The sequence below is a fragment of the Clostridium sp. genome, assembly GCF_030532265.1.
GTDB lineage: Bacteria > Bacillota > Clostridia > Clostridiales > Clostridiaceae > Clostridium.
This window is the reverse complement of sequence record NZ_JAUNLM010000044.1, coordinates 1-17,984: the sequence shown is the minus strand read 5'-3', so window position 1 is coordinate 17,984 and position 17,984 is coordinate 1. Positions and strand designations below refer to the sequence as shown.

Below are 17,984 nucleotides of genomic sequence, written 5' to 3'. Positions count from 1 at the left end.
TTTGATAAGTTTTATTAAGACTTTTCTCATCAGCCACATAACTATATTTACCTCTCTCTTTAATGAACTGTAAATATTCCTCAATGACATCTTTATTTACTTCCTCTATACTCATAATTCCTTTTTCCTCTTCAAGGTATTTACAAAATAAAGTTAATGATTGATAATAAGATTTTATGGTTTTAGGTGCTAATCCTTTTAATGTACAGCTATCTATAAAATCTTGAATATATGTAATATAATCTTTTTTTCTTTTAATTCTTGGCATAAAAAATACCTCCTATCTATCAAGTTTATAAACTCAATAAATAGAAGGTATTTTTCTATATTTTTAATATTATTTAGTTACATTTATATAATAAATTTAGAATGTTTTCAATTATTTATTGGTATAAATAAAATCAACTTTGGCTCAACCAAGCTATTTAACTCACTTTATTTTTAAGTCTTAATTTATCTGCAATAATTGCTATAAATTCACTATTAGTAGGCTTACCTTTATCATTATGAATTGTATAACCAAAAAGCTTATTTATGGCATCTATTTGACCTCTGCCCCATGCAACTTCTATAGCATGTCTTATTGCTCTTTCAACCCTTGATGCAGTTGTATTATATTTTTTAGCTATTGAAGGATATAATTCTTTAGTTACAGCTGATAATAATTCCATATCATTAACAACCATAGTTATAGCTTCTCTTAAATACATATACCCCTTTATATGTGCAGGAACTCCTATTTCATGTATTATACTTGTTATTTCTGTTTCTAAATCTACTGGTTCATTTGATGAAATTGATGAATGAACTGAACTATCATGACTTTGATATCTTGAAGTATTAGATAAATTTTTATTTGTATTTGAACTAAACATTTCTCTAATCCTTTTAGTAAATATATCCATATCAAACGGCTTAACTACATAATAATCTGCTCCTAATGTAATAGCTTGTTGTGTTATTTTATCTTGTCCTACTGCTGATAAAATAATAACTCGTGGCATTTTTTCTAACTTCATATTATTTAACTTCTCTAAAACCCCTAATCCATCTAAGTGTGGCATGATAATATCCAAAATTACTAAATCAGGCTTTCTTTCCTCTATTAATGTTAATGCTTCCCTTCCATCCTTTGCTATACCTGTTACGACAATATCTTTTTGATTTAATAAGTAATCATTTAATATACTGCAAAATTCCTTATTATCATCAGCTATAAGTATAGATATTTTTGAATTTTCCATGTATTTCTCCCCTTTATCCATTTTTTATTCTATATATACCCACAAAAACAATCACTATATATCAGAATATACTTAAATATTAATTCTTACAAGTAATTTATTCGACATTTCTTTAAAAATTCCTTTTATATAGCTAGTTTTTATTTTAATAAAGTTAGCTTATACTTTTATTCCACTATTTGTAAATTATACACTATCAATCGTTCTTTGTCTATATTTATTGTAAAAAAATACCACTTACTGTATTAAAGAAGCTTTATTTTGCAAAAACAGGCAAGATAAAATTTCTTGCCTGTCTTTTTTACTTATTTTATTATTCCAGCATCTTTTAACATCCAATCTATATATATTCCATACCCTACATCTGGTTTATTTATTAATACATGAGTAACAGCTCCTATTATTTTCCCATTTTGTATAATTGGACTTCCACTCATTCCTTGAACTATACCACCAGTTTTTTGTAAAAGTTCTTCATCAGTAACTTTTATAATCATACTTTTAGGACTAGGACTTTCCTGATTTAATTTTTTTATAATTTCTATATCATATTCTTTAGGTCCAGTTTCATCTATAGTTGTTATAATTTTAGCTTTACCTAAATTTATTTCATTTCTAAATCCTACTGGTAACTTTTCATTTAAATTATTATTTATATTCTTTTTATTTTCTAAACCAAATATTCCACACTCAGTATTTTTTTCTATTTTTCCAATAGGAGTTTCTTCATTAGTAAATATGCCCTTCAATTCCCCAGGAGAACCTTTCTCCCCTTTTCTTAAACTTATTATAGATGCATCTAATAAATCCCCTGACTTAACAGAAAATCTAGTATTAGTATCTCCATCGGTAATTGGATGTCCTAAGGCTCCAAATTTTTTACTTTCTTCATGATAAAATGTTAAAGTACCAACTCCAGCTGTTGAATCTCTTACCCATAGTCCTAATTTAAACTCGTTATTCTCTTTTAATAGTTTCACATTTTTTGTTATTATACTTCCATTTCTGTTTATAGTTAATTTAACTTCTTCATTTTTTGAAGTTTTTATAAAATTATTTAATTCTTTAGTAGTACATATATTTTTACCATTTATCTTTGTTATTAAATCTCCAATTTCTATTTCTGATTTTTTTCCTGGACTTTCACTTCTATTACTATTTACAATAACATCTGAAAATCCAACTACTAAAACTCCATCTGAAGAAAGTCTAACACCAACACTAGTACCACCAGGATACAACTTTAAATCTTTAACATTTTCAACTGAAACTGACTTAAGAGGAATTAAACCCATAAAACTTATATCAACAGAATCTTCACCATAAGTTACATAATTTAATGGATTCATAGAATCAAACATAGAAGTAGTTTCTATAGCATTATTTGTATATATCTTATCTGGCATATCTTTAAGAGTAAATATTGTTGTTGATATTAAAATAAGCATTAAACTAAACATTAAACTTATTGATTTTATAACTTTTTTCATATTATCTCTCCTCCTTTGTCTTTATATTTAAGTTACCCTTAGGACATGCTATGTATTCTATATTAACATTTCTATAATAGACAAAATTTTAAAAAATAAAAAAATAAAACCACGTAATTACCGTGATTTTATTTTTTCCAATTATCACTCTATATATGTATTTATATAGATTTTAATTCACTTTTTTTTATAATAGAATTATTAAACATTTCTCTTACATTTTCCAGTGTTGCATTAGTTACACTATCTCCGCCTAACATTGTAGCTACTTGATATATTTTTTCTTCATTTGATAATAATCTTATATTTGTAAAAGTTTTTTCATTTCTAATTTCCTTTGAAACAAAATAATGATGATCTGAAAGAATAGCTATTTGTGGTAAGTGAGTTATACATAATACTTGATGATTTTTTGATACTTGATACATTTTTTCTCCAACTCTTTGTCCTACTTGACCACTTATACCAGTATCTATCTCATCAAAAATTAAAGTAGGTATATCATCTTTATCTGCAAAAACACATTTTAAAGCTAGCATTATTCTTGACAATTCCCCACCAGATAAAACTTTTTCTAATGATTTCATAGGTTCACCAGGATTAGTTGAAATCATAAATGTAACATCATCAAATCCTTTTTCATCAAAATTTTCTTTAGTTTCTATTAAGATATTCATATTAGATTTATCCAATCCAACATAAGAAAGTTCCGTTAAAATCTTTTCTCTAAGTTCTCCACTATATTTCTTTCTTATATTTGATATTTTTTCACCTAATACTTTCATATCATTATATATTATTTTTTCTTCTTCTTTCAATTCTTTTATTATTTCTTCTGCATTAATTAACTCTTCATATTGTTGCTTTAAATTATTATAAGTATCTAACACAGCTTCAATAGAACCACCATATTTTTTCTTGTAACTATTTATTAAAAATAGTCTTTCATTTATTTTAGATAATTCTTCTTCATCATAATATATTTCTTCTAAAATATCTCTTAATTCTCTAGAAGTTTCTTCTATGTTATAAAAAGCTTCTTCTATTATTTCACGCTTTTCTTTTATTTTAGAAAGATGCTCTTCAACATAACCTAATTCAGTTAAAACTTTAGATATATTTTCTATTATACCGGCTGATTCAACACCATTTAACAAATTATAACTAACACTAACTGATTTTGTTATTTTTTCTGCATTTGATAAAATATTATACTGATCTTTTAAATCTTCTTCTTCACCAATCTTAAGATTTGCTTTGTCTATATCTTCAATTTGAAATTTAATATAATCAGCAAGTTTTTCTTTATCATTATTTCCACTTATAGACTTAATTTTTTCTCTTATATTTAAAAGTTTATTTCTTAAATCTAAAAATTTCTTTATTTCAACTTCAACTTCACTACCTATATAATTATCTAAATAATTCACATGACTACTTTTTTGTAGAAGATTTTGACTTTGATGCTGTCCATGAATATCTAATAACTTTTCACGTATCTTCCTTAATTGAGATACAATAAAACTTTTCCCGTTGACCTTTATTATGGTTTTTCCACTTATTAATGTTTCTCTAGATATTATTAATACATCATCTGATTCAATTTCTAATTCATTTAAAACTCCTCTTAAATCATTTGAATCTATACTAAATATAGCCTCAACTCTTGTTCTTTCTTCACCAGTTCTAATTAAATCTTTAGAAAACTTACCACCTAATACATAGTCTATAGCATCAATTAATATTGATTTACCTGCACCAGTTTCTCCTGATAATATATTAAATCCACTTCCTAAATCTAAAGAAATATTTTCAATAAGAGCAAAATTTTTAATATTTAACTGTATCAGCATTTATATCACCTATATTTAATCATTAATTCTACTATTTATTTTTTCTACAAGATTTTCTGCTCCACTAATACTTCTAACCAATATAAATATAGTATTATCTCCAGCTACAGTTCCAGCTATATCATCAAAATCAAGACTATCTATAGCTTCTGCTGCTGCTGAAGCACCACCTGTAAAAGTTTTTACCACTACCATCTTATCTATATTTTCAACACTTACTACTGCATTTTTTAAAATATTTGCAAGTTTATCTGTTATATTTGTAGTATCTTTAGTTGGAACTACATACTTATACTTTCCAAAAGCAGATTGCATTTTCAATAGCTTTAAATTTTTTATATCTCTTGAAACTGTAGCTTGAGTAACGTCAAAACCTGATTTTTTTAGTTCTTCTGCAAGCTCTTCTTGTGTTTCTATATCCTTTTCTTTTATTATCTCTAATATTCTTTCATGTCTTTTTGATTTCACTGTACCTCACCATCTCATTCTATTATTTATTTAAAATTTTTGTTCTTAAAACTTTGAAATAATCATAATTATCAAACTGTATAAGCTTAGCTTCTTTATAAGTTTTACTAACCTTTATTATAGAATTTTCATTTACCTTATATACTTTTTGTCCATCAATAGTTAAATAAACTTCTTCATCATGATGAAAAGTTTTTATTTTTATTGTACTTTCTCCTCTTAACACCATAGTTTGCATGCTTTTTGTATGTGGACATATTGGTGTTAATAACATAACATCTAAATCTGGATATATAAACGGTCCCCCAGCTGAAAATGAATATGCAGTAGAACCTGTAGGAGTAGCTATTATTAATCCATCACCTTTAAAAGATGTATAATATCTATCATCTACATATATCTCAAAATTTGTCATTCTAGATAATGTTCCTCTAGCTATAACTACATCATTTAAAGCCACTTGATCATCATTAATTATATCATCTATAGAACAACTAAGAAGCATTCTATTTTCTATTTTATATAAACCATTTTTTAATTTTTTTACTGCTTCATCTAATTCTGATATATGTATGCTACTTAAAAAACCTAAATTTCCTATATTAACACCTAATAAAGGAATATCTATTTTATTAGAAATAATTCTTGAAACTCCAAGTAAAGTTCCATCTCCGCCTAACACAACAATTAAATCCATATCTTTAGATATATCTTCATATTTTAACTCGTAAGTATTTAATACCTTAAATCTTATATTTTTAAATTCATCTTTTATTTTTCTTTTAACTAAATCAAGAATACTACCATCTGGATCCTTAGATGGATTTATTGCAATACCTATGTATTTCATAAACATTCAATCCTTATATTTCTGAATGTGAAGCTTTAATAACTTTATCTATATCTTCTAAATTAAAAACACTATTTTTGTCCTTATCTTTAGTAAAGTAAACTAAATACTCTATATTTCCTTCTGGACCTTTTATTGGAGAATAACTAACACCCAATACATTAAGATTATTTTCTAATAAATAATTTACTATTGACTCAACTACCTCTTTATGAACACTAGCTTCTCTTACAACTCCCTTTTTTCCAACCTTTTCTCTACCCGCTTCAAATTGAGGTTTTATTAAAGCTACTACTTCACCATTATCTTTTAATAAATTTAAAGTTGCTGGCATAATTGTTTTAAGTGATATAAAAGATACGTCTATTGATGCAAAGTCTAATTTTTCTCCTATATCCTCTGGAGTTACATATCTTATATTTGTTCTTTCCATACAAACGACTCTTTCATCAGTTCTAAGCTTCCAAGCAAACTGTCCATATCCAACATCTACTGAGAAAACTTTTTTAGCTCCATTTTGTAACATACAATCTGTAAATCCACCTGTTGATGCTCCTATATCCATGCATACTTTATTCACTAATGTTATAGGAAATTCTTTCATTGCCTTTTCTAATTTAAGTCCACCTCTACTAACATATGGTATTGTATCACCTTTAAATTCAATATTAGCATCTACACTTACTTTTGCACCTGCTTTATCAATACGTATACCATCAACAAATACTTTTCCAGCCATTATATTAGTCTTTGCTCTCTCTCTTGATGTTATTATTCCTTTTTCTACTAATAATATATCAAGCCTTTCTTTTTTTTCTGCCATTTTTATCTCCTTTTGTTTAATAGTTTTAAAACTTCTTCTTTTATTCCTTTTGGGTCCATATATTCATCGCTATAAAGAACATTTACGTCTCCCTGTTCTATAAACTTATCATCATAACCTATAGATTTAAAGTTTCCTTTAAAACCATATCTATTGATAGATTGTAGTATACTAGATCCAATTCCACCCTTTATTATATTGTCTTCAACTGTTATTATATCATATCCATCATTAACTAATTCTTGCAAAATACCTTCATCTAAAGGCTTTATAAATGTGGCATTAATTAACTTTGGATATATGCCTTCTTTATTTAATAAATTTTTTGTTAAAATAGAATGTTGAGTCATCTTACCACATGCTATTATGGCTATTTTATCATCTTTTCCTTCATCTAAAACTTCCCATTTTGAAAATTCTATATTTTTTAACCCATCTATATTATCTATTGTATCTCCACCTCTAGGATATCTTATTGCTACAGGAGTCCCCTTTTTTAATGCCCATCTTAGCATAATATCAATTTCTGATAAGCATTTTGGAGCCATTATAGTCATATTAGGTATTATTGAAAGGTAAGATATATCAAATATTCCTTGATGTGTCTCTCCATCTTCTCCAACCAACCCAGCTCTATCTATTGCAAAAACAACTGGAAGGTTTTGTATGCAAACATCATGAAGAACTTGATCAAATCCTCTTTGAAGAAATGTTGAATACACTGCAAATATAGGCTTTAATCCCGCACAAGCCATTCCTGCTGAAAGAGTAACCGCATGCTGTTCTGCTATTCCAACATCAAAGAACCTATCCTTGAATTTGTCTTTAAACCCATTTAATCCAGTACCATCTGGCATAGCTGCAGTTACAGCAACTACATCTTTATCCTCTTCTGCAATTTTTACTAAAGCTTCACCAAAAGCTTTAGAATAACTAGACCTAGCAGTATTTACCGGTTCACCATTTTCTAAATTAAATGGAGAAACTCCATGATACTTATTAGGATTTTTTTCTGCAAGTTCATATCCTTTTCCTTTTTGTGTTACAACATGTATAATTACAGGTCCATCTATTGTCTTTGCATAGTTTAAAACTTTTGTTACTTCATTAATGTCGTGTCCGTCTATAGGACCTAAATATTTAAGTCCCATATCTTCAAACAACATTGATGGAACGACAAGTTGCTTTATACTATCTTTTATTTTACTTAATTTTTTTGCAATTCTTTTTCCTGTTGAACTAACATTTAATTTATTATTAACTTCCTCTTTAAATTTATTATAATTAGGTTTCATTCTCATTTTATTTAAATATGATGATAATCCTCCTACATTTTTTGATATAGACATTTGATTATCATTTAATATTATAATCATTTTTGTTTTTCTAAAACCTAAATCATTTAATGCTTCTAAAGCCATTCCACCGGTTAAAGCTCCGTCACCTATAACAGCAACTACATTGTTTTTTTCTCTCTTTAAATCACGTGCTCTTGCAAATCCTAAAGCTGAGGATATTGATGTACTACTATGACCAGTATCAAAAAAATCGTATTTACTTTCATTTCTTTTTGGGAATCCACTCATCCCATTGTGTTTTCTAAGATTTATAAATCCTTCTTTTCTTCCTGTTAATATCTTATGTACATATGTTTGATGTCCAACATCCCATACAATCTTGTCATTATTAAAATCAAATTCTTTAAATAGGCTTAATGTAAGTTCAACTACACCTAAATTTGAAGCTAAATGTCCCCCAGTCTGTGAAACAGATTCTATTAAAAATTTTCTTATTTCATCTGATAACTCATTAAGTTCTTCAGTTGTTAAATTTTTTATATCATTAGGAGATTTTATTTTATTTAAAATATCCTTCATATCATCCCAACCTTCTTTTTAAAATTCCCTATTTAAAAGGTTATTTGTAATTTCTATTAAATTATTAGCTTCAACAGACAATCCATTTAATAATTCAATACATTCTTCTGTAAGTAATCTACAAATTTCCTCGCACTTTTCTACTCCATATACTGTAACAAAATTTGTTTTTTCTTTGTTTTCATCCGCATGTATTTTTTTACCTAATTTTTCTTCACAACCAATTACATCCAATAAATCATCCTTAACTTGGAAAACAAGACCTAATTTTTTTGCAAATTCATTTAATTTATATAAATCTTCTTCTGGTGCTTTAGCTAATAATGCTCCTGAAATCACTGAACATCTTATAAGCTCTCCAGTCTTTTTTGAATGCATATATTCTAATTCTTCTAAAGATATTTTTTTACCTTCACTTAAAATATCAACTACTTGACCTCCAATCATTCCATCAGATCCTGAAGATTTTGATATTTCAATAGCTGCCTTTAATCCGTCTTCTCCATTTTCTAAGGCACTTTGCATAAGTATTATCATTGCTTCATTTAATAATGCATCTCCTGCTAAAACAGCTATATTTTCTCCATAAATTTTATGATTCGTTGGTTTACCTCTTCTTAAATCATCATCATCCATACAAGGTAAATCATCATGTATTAATGAATATGTATGTATCATTTCTATTGCACATGCCATTTTCATAGCCTTTTTTACATCTGTTTTATAAAGTCCATAAGTAAGAAGTGTCAATATTGGCCTTATCCTTTTTCCACCTATATTCAAACTATAACTTTGAGCATCATAAATTAATTTATTATAACTGCCTTTATTTTTAAAATAATCACGTAAATAAGCATCTATTTCATACTTTAAGTCATTAATATTCATTTATATCTTCAAACCCCGTTTCTTTATCATCTATAACTACAGATATCTTTCCTTCATAATCATTTAATGTCTTATAAAGTTTATTAACAAGTTTTATACCTTTTTCATATTCTTTTATAGATTCATCTAAAGTTAAATCATTTTCTTCAAGCCTTGATAGTATATCTTTTAAATTAGAAAGCATATCTTCATAACTAACTTTTTTAGCCATATTATTTCTCCTTTATTCAATACTAAATTTACCTTTTAAAGTTCCATCTTTAAATACTATTTCAACTATTTCATTATTTTTTATATCATTTTTACTTTTTAGTATTTTATTTTCATTATTTTTTATAATAGTATATCCTTTATTTAAAATATTAAGAGGATTATTTGCAACTAAAAGTGAAGCTATTTCTTTAAGATTCCCTTTTTCTCCTGAAAGTTTTGTTTTAATTATTGTATTTAGCTTATCACTTATAGAATCTAACTCCATATAATTATTATTTATTTTAATAATTGGTGAATTTAATCTTAATATCTTATCCATTGAATTTAATTTATTTTTTTCTAGCTTTATTATACTATCAATATTTTTATTTAGTAAAGTTTTTAATCCTATAATTTCATTTTTTAACTCTATTTGGTTAATTACTGCAAGTTCTGCACCTTGAGATGGAGTAGCTGCTCTAATATCAGCAACAAAATCTGATATTGTATAATCAACTTCATGACCAACAGCTGATATTATAGGTATTTTAGACTTAAATATAGAATATGCCAATTCCTCTTCATTAAAATTCCAAAGTTCCTCAATTGATCCTCCACCTCTTCCGATAATTATAACATCAACAGATTTATTTTTATTAAAATATTCTATACCTTTTATTACGGTTTTATATGCACCTTCACCTTGAACTTTTGCAGGGTATAAAACTATATCAACTGAAGAATTTCTTCTTTTGGTTACATTTAATATATCGTGTATAGCTGCACCTGTTAAAGCAGTTACAACTCCTATTCTTTTAATATTTTTAGGTAAAGTCTTTTTCTTTTTATCATCAAAAAGACCTTCTCTTAACAGCTTTTCTTTTAATTTCTCAAACTTTATATAAAGATCCCCAAGTCCTGTTTGAGTAATTTCAGTACAATAAAGCTGTAAGCTCCCATTTGCTTCATAAATAGATGCTCTAGCTCTAACAATTACTTCCATTCCATCTTTTAGTTCTATATCCAGACCTAAAGAATCACTTCTAAACATAACACAATTTATTTTACCTTTTTCATCTTTAAGTGAAAAATATATATGTCCACTAGAATGATATTTTAAATTAGAAATCTCTCCTTTTACAGAGAGATTTCTTAATATAAAATCATTGTCTATTACCTTTTTAATGTAGTTATTAACCTCTGAAACACTTAAAACCTTAATTCTCATTTTTCTTAATTGCCTCACAAACATTTTTTATAAGTAAAGTTGTAGTAATTGATCCTATACCTCCTGGTACTTTTGTAATCATAGAAACATTATCTAAAACATCCTCTAAATCTACATCTCCTGTTATTTTACCATTAAAACTTGAAGTTCCAACATCAAGAACTATAGCATCATCTTTTATGTAATCAGCTGTTATAAATTTTGGCTTTCCAATAGCTACAACTAATATATCTGCTCTTTTACATACACTCTTTAAATCTCTTGTTCTTGAATGACATATTGTTACTGTAGCATTTTCATTTAATAGAAGTTGTAAAGCTGGCTTACCAACTATATTACTTCTTCCAACAACAACAACTTCTTTTCCTGATAAATCTATATTACTTTCTTTAAGAACAGTCATTATAGCATTAGGTGTACATGGTAAAAACTCAGGATTTCCTGAATATAATCTACCAATATTTTCATAAGTCAAACAATCTATATCTTTTGTGCTTAATATTGTATTTACAACTTTTTCTTCATTTATATGTTTTGGAAGTGGTAACTGAATCATTATACCTTGAACACTTTCATCACAGTTAAGTTTATTTATTATGTCTATTAACTCATCTTCCGTAATATTTTCTTCTAATATTACTTTATCGAATAAAACCCCAAGAGAAGTTGCTATCTTCTCTTGTGAATTCAAATAATATATTGAGCCGCCATCATTGCCAACTAAAATAGATGAAATTTTTGGTACTATTAGACCTTTATTTCTTCTTTCATTTATAAATTGTTTTATATCCTCTTTTAATTTTCCTGATATTTCCTTGCAATTAATAACTTTCCCCAATATAAACACCTACTTATTTTTATATATTTTATCTAATACTCCATTAACAAATGAAACTGATTTTTCATCTGAATATTTTTTTGTTATTTCAAGTGCTTCATTTATAGCAACTTTTTCTGGAACATCACTTACATAATTCATTTCATATATAGCAAGTCTTAAGATTGAAAGATTTACTTTTGATATTCTATCAATCTTCCATTTTTGAAGATTGCTTTTAATTAATTCATCTATTTCTTCTCTGTTTTCTTCAACACCTTTTAGGACTTCTTTTATGTATTCTAAATCTATTTCTTTTATGTTTCCTTCATAGTTATCTACAAATGTTTCAATTGCTTCTCCATGTGATTCCTTAGTTAACATAGTACTAAATATTAATTCCATTGCTTTTTCTCTTGATAATTTTCTGCTCATTTTTTCCTCCTAAAATGCTTTTCTTCTAAATTATAGACTTATTCTAATAGTATTAATCATTATATATTCAAACAAGGAAACACCCTCTGAATATCAGAGGGTGCGATTAAATCTCCTTTGATTCTTTTTCTGAATTCTTTGGTAAATAGATGTTTTGAACATATACATCTACACTACTTACAACTAAACCAGTCATAGCTTCAACAGTCTTTTTAACATTTTCTTGAACTGAACCTATAACATCTAGAATCTTCACACCATACTCTACAGTAACTGCCATCTCTATCTTAGCTCTATCTTCTTCTAACGTAACTTTAACTGCTTTACCAGATGACTTTTTACCTTTAAGTAATTGTGATATGTTGTTTGTAACGCCATGTTGGAATTCCATAACCCCATCAATCTCTTCTGCAGCAATTCCCGCAATAACTGAAACAACTTCATCAGAAATCTTAACAATTCCAATGCTATCATTATTGAAGTTTTCCATCTAATTCGACCTCCTATGTTTTGTATATATCAAAACTATTTATCTTAGAATTATTATATCAAATATGATATGGCATTACAACGGATTTATTTTTTTACTTCTATTGATATATCATTTACATTAGCAACATCTTGTACTATTTCTTGAATTTCTAAACTCATTTTTTGATCTATGCCTTCAGTTTTTACAAATACTTTTGCTTTATCACCATCAACATAACATATAGCATCTTTTATTCCTTTATTTTTTATGTTCATTTCCACTCTATTTTCAATAGAATTTTGTTTAGTTTTTTCTAATAATTCTTTTTGAGCATTTGCTTTTTGCTCTTTTGTTGTATTTTTATCTTCTACAATAGCTTTTAGATTTTGAATTGTTTCTGCATCTTTTTGTTCTTTTTCACCTCTTGCATCATAGAAAAAGTCTTTTTGTGCTGAAGTTTCTTGCTCTTTTTCTTTTTCTTCTTCATTTGCAATTACTTGACTTAAATCACTTGGATCATTAAATCCACCCTCATTTAGTTTACTTGCTAAAAGTCCTACACATATTATTAAGCCAAGTAGAGTAAAAATAATCCCAAATTGTTTTTTGTTCATTTTTTATTACCTCCCATCCTTTACTTATTGAATTATATGCTAAGTATTTTTAATATATACATTAACTTTTACTTTTTCATCGGATGAACATTAACTTTATCTACTGATAAATCATAAAGAGTTGAAACCATCTTTTGAATCTCATATTTAATTTTGCTATTTTCAGCTCCTTCTGCAGCTACTACTACCCCTATTACTTTAGGCTTTTTTGTTTGAATTACAAATGGTTCATTTCCATCATCATTAGTACTCATTACAACTTTAGAACCATCATTTTTTTGCTCATTTACCCTCTTTCCACCTTCGCTATCTTCTTCTTCTGTTACTGAAGTTTGAGTATCTTTATCATAAGCTGGTATTTTCACCTCACCACTTTCAAATGTCATCATTACACTAACTGAACCTACACCACTTATATTTTGTAGTATATTTGTAAGCTCTTCTTTTTGACTTGCCTCATATTCATCCTTACTTTCTTTTGTCCTTTCATTATTTATCTCTTTCTCTAATTCACTGCTTAGAGTTTCTTTAGCTTGATTATTTTCATTTTTACTTATTACACTTAAAGCTGTAGTTAAGAAAACTATAATTATTATTATGACAATTAAAATATTTATATGTTTTTTACTTAAAAATTCATCTAAAATTTCCTTAAACTTTTTTTTATTCATAAATAATCCCCTTTACTCCACTTTATATATATTAATTTTATTCTCATCAATTTGAAACTCTTTGGATATAAAATCTACAACTTCCTTAAACTCACTATTTTTATTTTCTTTCTTTTCTTCTTTCTTATTTTCTTTGTTTATTTCAACTTTTTCTACTTTCTTAATTTTTTTTATATTTTTATCTTTAATAGTTACATTAACTAACTTTATTAAAAATTTTTCATCTTTAATATCTATATCGCAATCTATATCACAAGAAAAATCTAAATCTTTAAATTGTTTTTTTAACATAGACTCACAATTTTTCGAAAGATTTTCTTTAAAATTTTTTTCTTGAATTTTTAAAACATTTTGTTCATTATGTTGATTCTTTTTTTCATTCTGACTATATTGCTTCTGAAATTTATCTATTGAATCTTTAAGCTTAGTTTCTCCATCTAATACTATTGATAAAATAGGGCTTAATATAACTGCAGTTAAAATTAATCCTAATACAAATTTCACATATTTTTTCATACTATTATCTGGAGCTATAATTTCAATTGCTGATATAAATATTAATAATGTCACTAAAATAATCACAAAATTTTTTATTAAATCCAATTATCTAATTACCCTCCTACAATAAATTTACTAGCTGTTGCCATTATTCCAAGCAAAATAAAGAACATAAAGCTAACGCTAATTACACAAGACATTAAAAGAATTAAATAATCTCCTACAGCTGCGATAGAGTTAGTTATTCTTTTATCACTTATAGGCTCTACAAGAGCTGCTGATAATTTATATATAAAAGACATTAAAATTAATTTAATTATTGGATATATTAAAACTAATACTATAACTATAAGACCTATTCCAGTAACTGCATTTTTTATTATTAATGAATATCCAGCAACAGAAGTTATTGCATCAGAAAAGGTTTTTCCTACAATAGGAATAAAATTATCTATTGCAAATTTTGCTGTTTTTACCGCAACCGCATCCATAGTATCTGCCGTTATTCCTCTTATTGTAAGTATTGCAATAAATACAGTTATAATTATTCCTTGTAACCATAAAATAACTTGTTTAAATAATTTACATAAATTGTCTATTTTATGTTCATTAGAAATATTATTTGCAAAAGTCATAACAAAACTTATCAAAATTAAAGGTATTATTACTGTTACATATATTTTTGGAATTAAAGTTACAGATGCTAAAATTATAGGATCTAATGTTGCGGCTTGCATAAATCCACCAGCTAAAGCAATCATAGTAACTAATACAGGCAAAAGAGCTGCCATAAAATTTGCAATTTCATTAATGGCTTCTGTTGCCACAGATATTGATACTATAAAACTTTTAGATAATACCATAATTAATATTGAATAACAGGCAAAAAACGCAATTTGTGATATACTCTCATTTTTAAATGCATCTTGCAAACTCTTAATTAAAGAACAAAGTATTGCTATTACTACCACAGAAACAACTAAATTAAGCACCGTCCTAACTTCTTTAAATAATAAGCTAACTACACTTTTCATTAATTTATCAAAACTTATGTTTCCATGACCTTCACTTATATAACTTTTTATATATTCAGCTGGATTTAATTCGTTTATAAGTTCAACATCTGTTTTCATATTATTTATATAGTTATATAAATTATTTAACTCTTCTTTTGTTTCTTTATTCATAGACTCATCAATTAAGTTTTCTTTAGCACTTACTATTATTTCTCTTGAATTAATAAAAGCTACAAACATAGTAGAAAATAATATAGTAATAAATAATGTAATAGTAATTTTTTTATATTTTAAATTCATATATATCACCTAAATTATTTTTAAAATAGAATCTAAAACAGCCATAAGTATCGGTATTGACATAGTTAAAATCATTATCTTTCCAGCAAATTCAACTTTAGATCCAATAGTAGACGCCCCTGCATCTTTACATACTTCAGATGCAAATGATGCTATATAAGCAATTGCAAGTATTTTCATTATTATCCCTAAATAAACAGTGTCTATTCCCGCTTTATAAGATATTTCCCTAAGAAAATTTATTATTTGCTGAAGCTCTCCTAAAATAAATATAAGCATTGTAGCTCCTGCTATTATAGATATTAAAACAGCTATGTCAGACCTACTATTTTTAAATAAAAGTATAATGAATAATGCAACAAGAGCAAATGATACTACTTTCAAAATAATCATATTGTCACCTATAAAATAAACATAGTTTTAACTGACTGAAATAAATCCCCAATCATTGAAACTATCATAAGTAATATAATAACTACCCCTGCTATATTAGTTATAACAGCAATATCATCTTTACCACTACTTTTCAAAACTTTATCTAGTATTATTAACAATATTCCAGCTCCACCAATTTTAAATAATATACTAATGTTTAACATAAACTCCCTCCCCATTTAAATAAAAAATATAAATATCATAGCACCAACACATACTCCTAAGTATCTATATAGCTTTATATTTTTTTCTGCAATAATTTGTGCATCCTTTATATTAATATTTAAATTAGCTTTTGCTAATTCAAACATTTTTTCTTGTCCATATACCCCTAGTTCTCCAAGAGACTTTAAAAAATCTGATATAATTCTAATATCTTCCTTCTTCAAACATAAATCTTCTTTATATTTTTCGTATGATATCTTAAACATATCAAAAATACTATTTTCTTCTGCCTTATAAATTAATCTAGATACATCCTTTACCAATAAACTTAATGGATCTCTGCATATTTCCGAAACTACATTCAATGCTTCTGGAAGAGCTGTACTATTGTACATAATTTCATTTTGTAAAATATTTATAGCCTTAAGTATTTCTTGTAAAATTTTATATCTATTGTTAAATTTTTCTCCATATATATATCCAGAATAAGAAAATATTAAAAATATTATAGATAAAACAATTAATTTAAACATATAATATCTCCCTCTTTCTTTACAGAATATATATTTTCTATAGTTCCTACTCCACGCTTATTGCTTAAAACTATTACCCTTTCTATAATTCCATTTTGGAAAAGATTCTTAAATATATTTCTTGATTTAATATCATATAGATTATTTCCATGAACTGTAATAATAATATTTACCCCTGAATTAAAAGCTGTATTTAAAGCCTTAACATCATCTTCTGTTCCTATTTCATCACATATTAAAACTTCTGGTGATAATGACCTTATTGCCATTATCATCCCCTCTTTTTTTAAACAATTATCTAATATGTCTGTCCTTATACCTAAATTCATTTGCGGAATACCAAGATAAGATCCTCCTATTTCACTCCTTTCATCTATAACAACTACTTTTTTACCTTTCGTATCAAAGCTTCCATTTGAAATAACCCTAGATAAATCCCTTAGTATAGTAGTTTTTCCACATTTTGGTGGAGATATTATTAATGTATTTTTTACCTTATTTTTATCTACTATAAATTTAATTATTTCTCTTGAGCATCCTATAATTTCTCTAGATATTCTAATATTTATTGAAGATATATTTTTTATAGTTTTCACTTTGTTATTTTCCATTACGCACTCACCAGCAATTCCAACTCTATGTCCGCCTTTTAATGTTATAAAACCTTGCCTTAACTCTTCTTCATATGCATATATAGAATAATTTGATATACGTTTAATAATAAAATTAAATTCCTCTCTATTTATATTAATATTAGATACTACTTCTTCTTTATTTGTATAAATTATTATTGGATTGTTTATTTTAACTCTAATCTCTTGAATCTTATCTTTTTCATAGTCTTTTAAAAATACAACTACTTTAGGAGGAAAGATATTTAAATCACAATCAAGCATTAACGTTCCCCATCCTTTCATACTACAAAAGTAAATCATTCTTTATAATTAATATTTTTATATAGCTTTAAATATTACATATTTTATAAAAAAATATGTAAATTAAAAATAAAAAAAAGAGCTTTGTAATCAAAACTCTTTTTATTTACTCTATTATATTTTTATTGCAATATGGACAAGGAATTTTATTGTTATTTTCTAGTGTAGAAACTTCTATAA

Annotated in this window: 22 protein-coding genes; all 22 read right to left on the bottom strand. The window is 26.3% G+C overall.

The features are described 5' to 3' along the window. On the bottom strand, positions 1-268 hold a 268-nt coding region (locus Q4E08_RS09325), incomplete at its 3' end, for a phage integrase N-terminal SAM-like domain-containing protein (RefSeq protein WP_303130437.1). A gap of 157 nt (positions 269-425) precedes the next feature. Continuing rightward, positions 426-1,244 carry a sporulation transcription factor Spo0A gene (spo0A, locus tag Q4E08_RS09320; RefSeq protein WP_303130436.1) on the bottom strand — a complete coding sequence of 273 codons (819 nt, stop codon included), beginning with the start codon at positions 1,242-1,244 and terminating at the stop codon, positions 426-428. A gap of 305 nt (positions 1,245-1,549) precedes the next feature. Beyond that, positions 1,550-2,734, bottom strand: coding sequence for a SpoIVB peptidase (spoIVB, locus tag Q4E08_RS09315; protein ID WP_303130434.1), 1,185 nt, complete (start codon positions 2,732-2,734; stop codon positions 1,550-1,552). A 161-nt stretch (positions 2,735-2,895) separates the two neighbouring features. Continuing rightward, a complete protein-coding gene (gene recN, locus Q4E08_RS09310) occupies positions 2,896-4,587 on the bottom strand; it encodes a DNA repair protein RecN (protein WP_303130433.1) in 1,692 nt (563 codons plus the stop codon). A gap of 15 nt (positions 4,588-4,602) precedes the next feature. Continuing rightward, positions 4,603-5,055 carry an arginine repressor gene (locus Q4E08_RS09305; RefSeq protein ID WP_303130432.1) on the bottom strand — a complete coding sequence of 151 codons (453 nt, stop codon included), beginning with the start codon at positions 5,053-5,055 and terminating at the stop codon, positions 4,603-4,605. Between the two features lie 22 nt (positions 5,056-5,077). Then, entirely contained in the window at positions 5,078-5,905 is an 828-nt protein-coding gene (locus tag Q4E08_RS09300; RefSeq protein WP_303130430.1) for an NAD(+)/NADH kinase, read from the bottom strand. Between the two features lie 13 nt (positions 5,906-5,918). After that, a complete protein-coding gene (locus Q4E08_RS09295) occupies positions 5,919-6,728 on the bottom strand; it encodes a TlyA family RNA methyltransferase (RefSeq protein WP_303130429.1) in 810 nt (269 codons plus the stop codon). 2 nt (positions 6,729-6,730) lie between these two features. Continuing rightward, a complete protein-coding gene (gene dxs / locus Q4E08_RS09290) occupies positions 6,731-8,605 on the bottom strand; it encodes a 1-deoxy-D-xylulose-5-phosphate synthase (RefSeq protein WP_303130427.1) in 1,875 nt (624 codons plus the stop codon). 18 nt (positions 8,606-8,623) lie between these two features. Next, complete coding sequence (locus tag Q4E08_RS09285) at positions 8,624-9,493, bottom strand: polyprenyl synthetase family protein (protein WP_303130425.1); 870 nt, start codon at positions 9,491-9,493, stop codon at positions 8,624-8,626. Then, on the bottom strand, positions 9,483-9,704 hold the full coding sequence (locus Q4E08_RS09280) for an exodeoxyribonuclease VII small subunit (RefSeq protein ID WP_303130424.1): 222 nt from the start codon (positions 9,702-9,704) through the stop codon (positions 9,483-9,485). The genes Q4E08_RS09285 and Q4E08_RS09280 overlap by 11 nt, the downstream gene beginning before the upstream one ends. 12 nt (positions 9,705-9,716) lie before the next feature. Further along, positions 9,717-10,913 carry an exodeoxyribonuclease VII large subunit gene (gene xseA, locus Q4E08_RS09275; RefSeq protein WP_303130422.1) on the bottom strand — a complete coding sequence of 399 codons (1,197 nt, stop codon included), beginning with the start codon at positions 10,911-10,913 and terminating at the stop codon, positions 9,717-9,719. Next, positions 10,903-11,751 carry a bifunctional 5,10-methylenetetrahydrofolate dehydrogenase/5,10-methenyltetrahydrofolate cyclohydrolase gene (locus tag Q4E08_RS09270; RefSeq protein ID WP_303130421.1) on the bottom strand — a complete coding sequence of 283 codons (849 nt, stop codon included), beginning with the start codon at positions 11,749-11,751 and terminating at the stop codon, positions 10,903-10,905. The genes xseA and Q4E08_RS09270 overlap by 11 nt, the downstream gene beginning before the upstream one ends. A 9-nt stretch (positions 11,752-11,760) precedes the next feature. Next, positions 11,761-12,165 (bottom strand): transcription antitermination factor NusB, encoded by a 405-nt coding sequence (nusB, locus tag Q4E08_RS09265; protein ID WP_303130420.1) that lies wholly within the window; start codon positions 12,163-12,165, stop codon positions 11,761-11,763. A 106-nt stretch (positions 12,166-12,271) separates the two neighbouring features. Beyond that, complete coding sequence (locus Q4E08_RS09260; protein WP_024615037.1) at positions 12,272-12,655, bottom strand: Asp23/Gls24 family envelope stress response protein; 384 nt, start codon at positions 12,653-12,655, stop codon at positions 12,272-12,274. An 86-nt stretch (positions 12,656-12,741) separates the two neighbouring features. After that, positions 12,742-13,251: a SpoIIIAH-like family protein gene (locus Q4E08_RS09255; RefSeq protein WP_303130419.1), complete on the bottom strand. Its 510-nt coding sequence runs from the start codon at positions 13,249-13,251 to the stop codon at positions 12,742-12,744. Positions 13,252-13,319: 68 nt separating this feature from the next. Continuing rightward, positions 13,320-13,922 carry a stage III sporulation protein AG gene (gene spoIIIAG / locus Q4E08_RS09250; RefSeq protein ID WP_303130417.1) on the bottom strand — a complete coding sequence of 201 codons (603 nt, stop codon included), beginning with the start codon at positions 13,920-13,922 and terminating at the stop codon, positions 13,320-13,322. Positions 13,923-13,934: 12 nt separating this feature from the next. Next, positions 13,935-14,525, bottom strand: coding sequence for a stage III sporulation protein AF (spoIIIAF, locus tag Q4E08_RS09245; protein WP_303130415.1), 591 nt, complete (start codon positions 14,523-14,525; stop codon positions 13,935-13,937). Between the two features lie 8 nt (positions 14,526-14,533). Continuing rightward, positions 14,534-15,742, bottom strand: coding sequence for a stage III sporulation protein AE (gene spoIIIAE, locus Q4E08_RS09240; RefSeq protein ID WP_303130440.1), 1,209 nt, complete (start codon positions 15,740-15,742; stop codon positions 14,534-14,536). Positions 15,743-15,745: 3 nt separating this feature from the next. Continuing rightward, the gene (spoIIIAD, locus tag Q4E08_RS09235; RefSeq protein WP_303130413.1) at positions 15,746-16,129 is read right to left on the bottom strand and encodes a stage III sporulation protein AD; all 384 of its coding nucleotides are present in this window, start codon (positions 16,127-16,129) and stop codon (positions 15,746-15,748) included. Between the two features lie 8 nt (positions 16,130-16,137). Continuing rightward, positions 16,138-16,335 (bottom strand): stage III sporulation protein AC, encoded by a 198-nt coding sequence (spoIIIAC, locus tag Q4E08_RS09230; RefSeq protein ID WP_303130411.1) that lies wholly within the window; start codon positions 16,333-16,335, stop codon positions 16,138-16,140. Between the two features lie 15 nt (positions 16,336-16,350). Next, the gene (locus Q4E08_RS09225) at positions 16,351-16,869 is read right to left on the bottom strand and encodes a stage III sporulation protein AB (protein ID WP_303130409.1); all 519 of its coding nucleotides are present in this window, start codon (positions 16,867-16,869) and stop codon (positions 16,351-16,353) included. Beyond that, positions 16,857-17,765, bottom strand: a complete 909-nt coding sequence (gene spoIIIAA / locus Q4E08_RS09220) for a stage III sporulation protein AA (RefSeq protein WP_303130438.1) — start codon at positions 17,763-17,765, stop codon at positions 16,857-16,859. Before spoIIIAA ends, Q4E08_RS09225 begins: the two co-directional genes overlap by 13 nt. Positions 17,766-17,984: the final 219 nt, after the last annotated feature.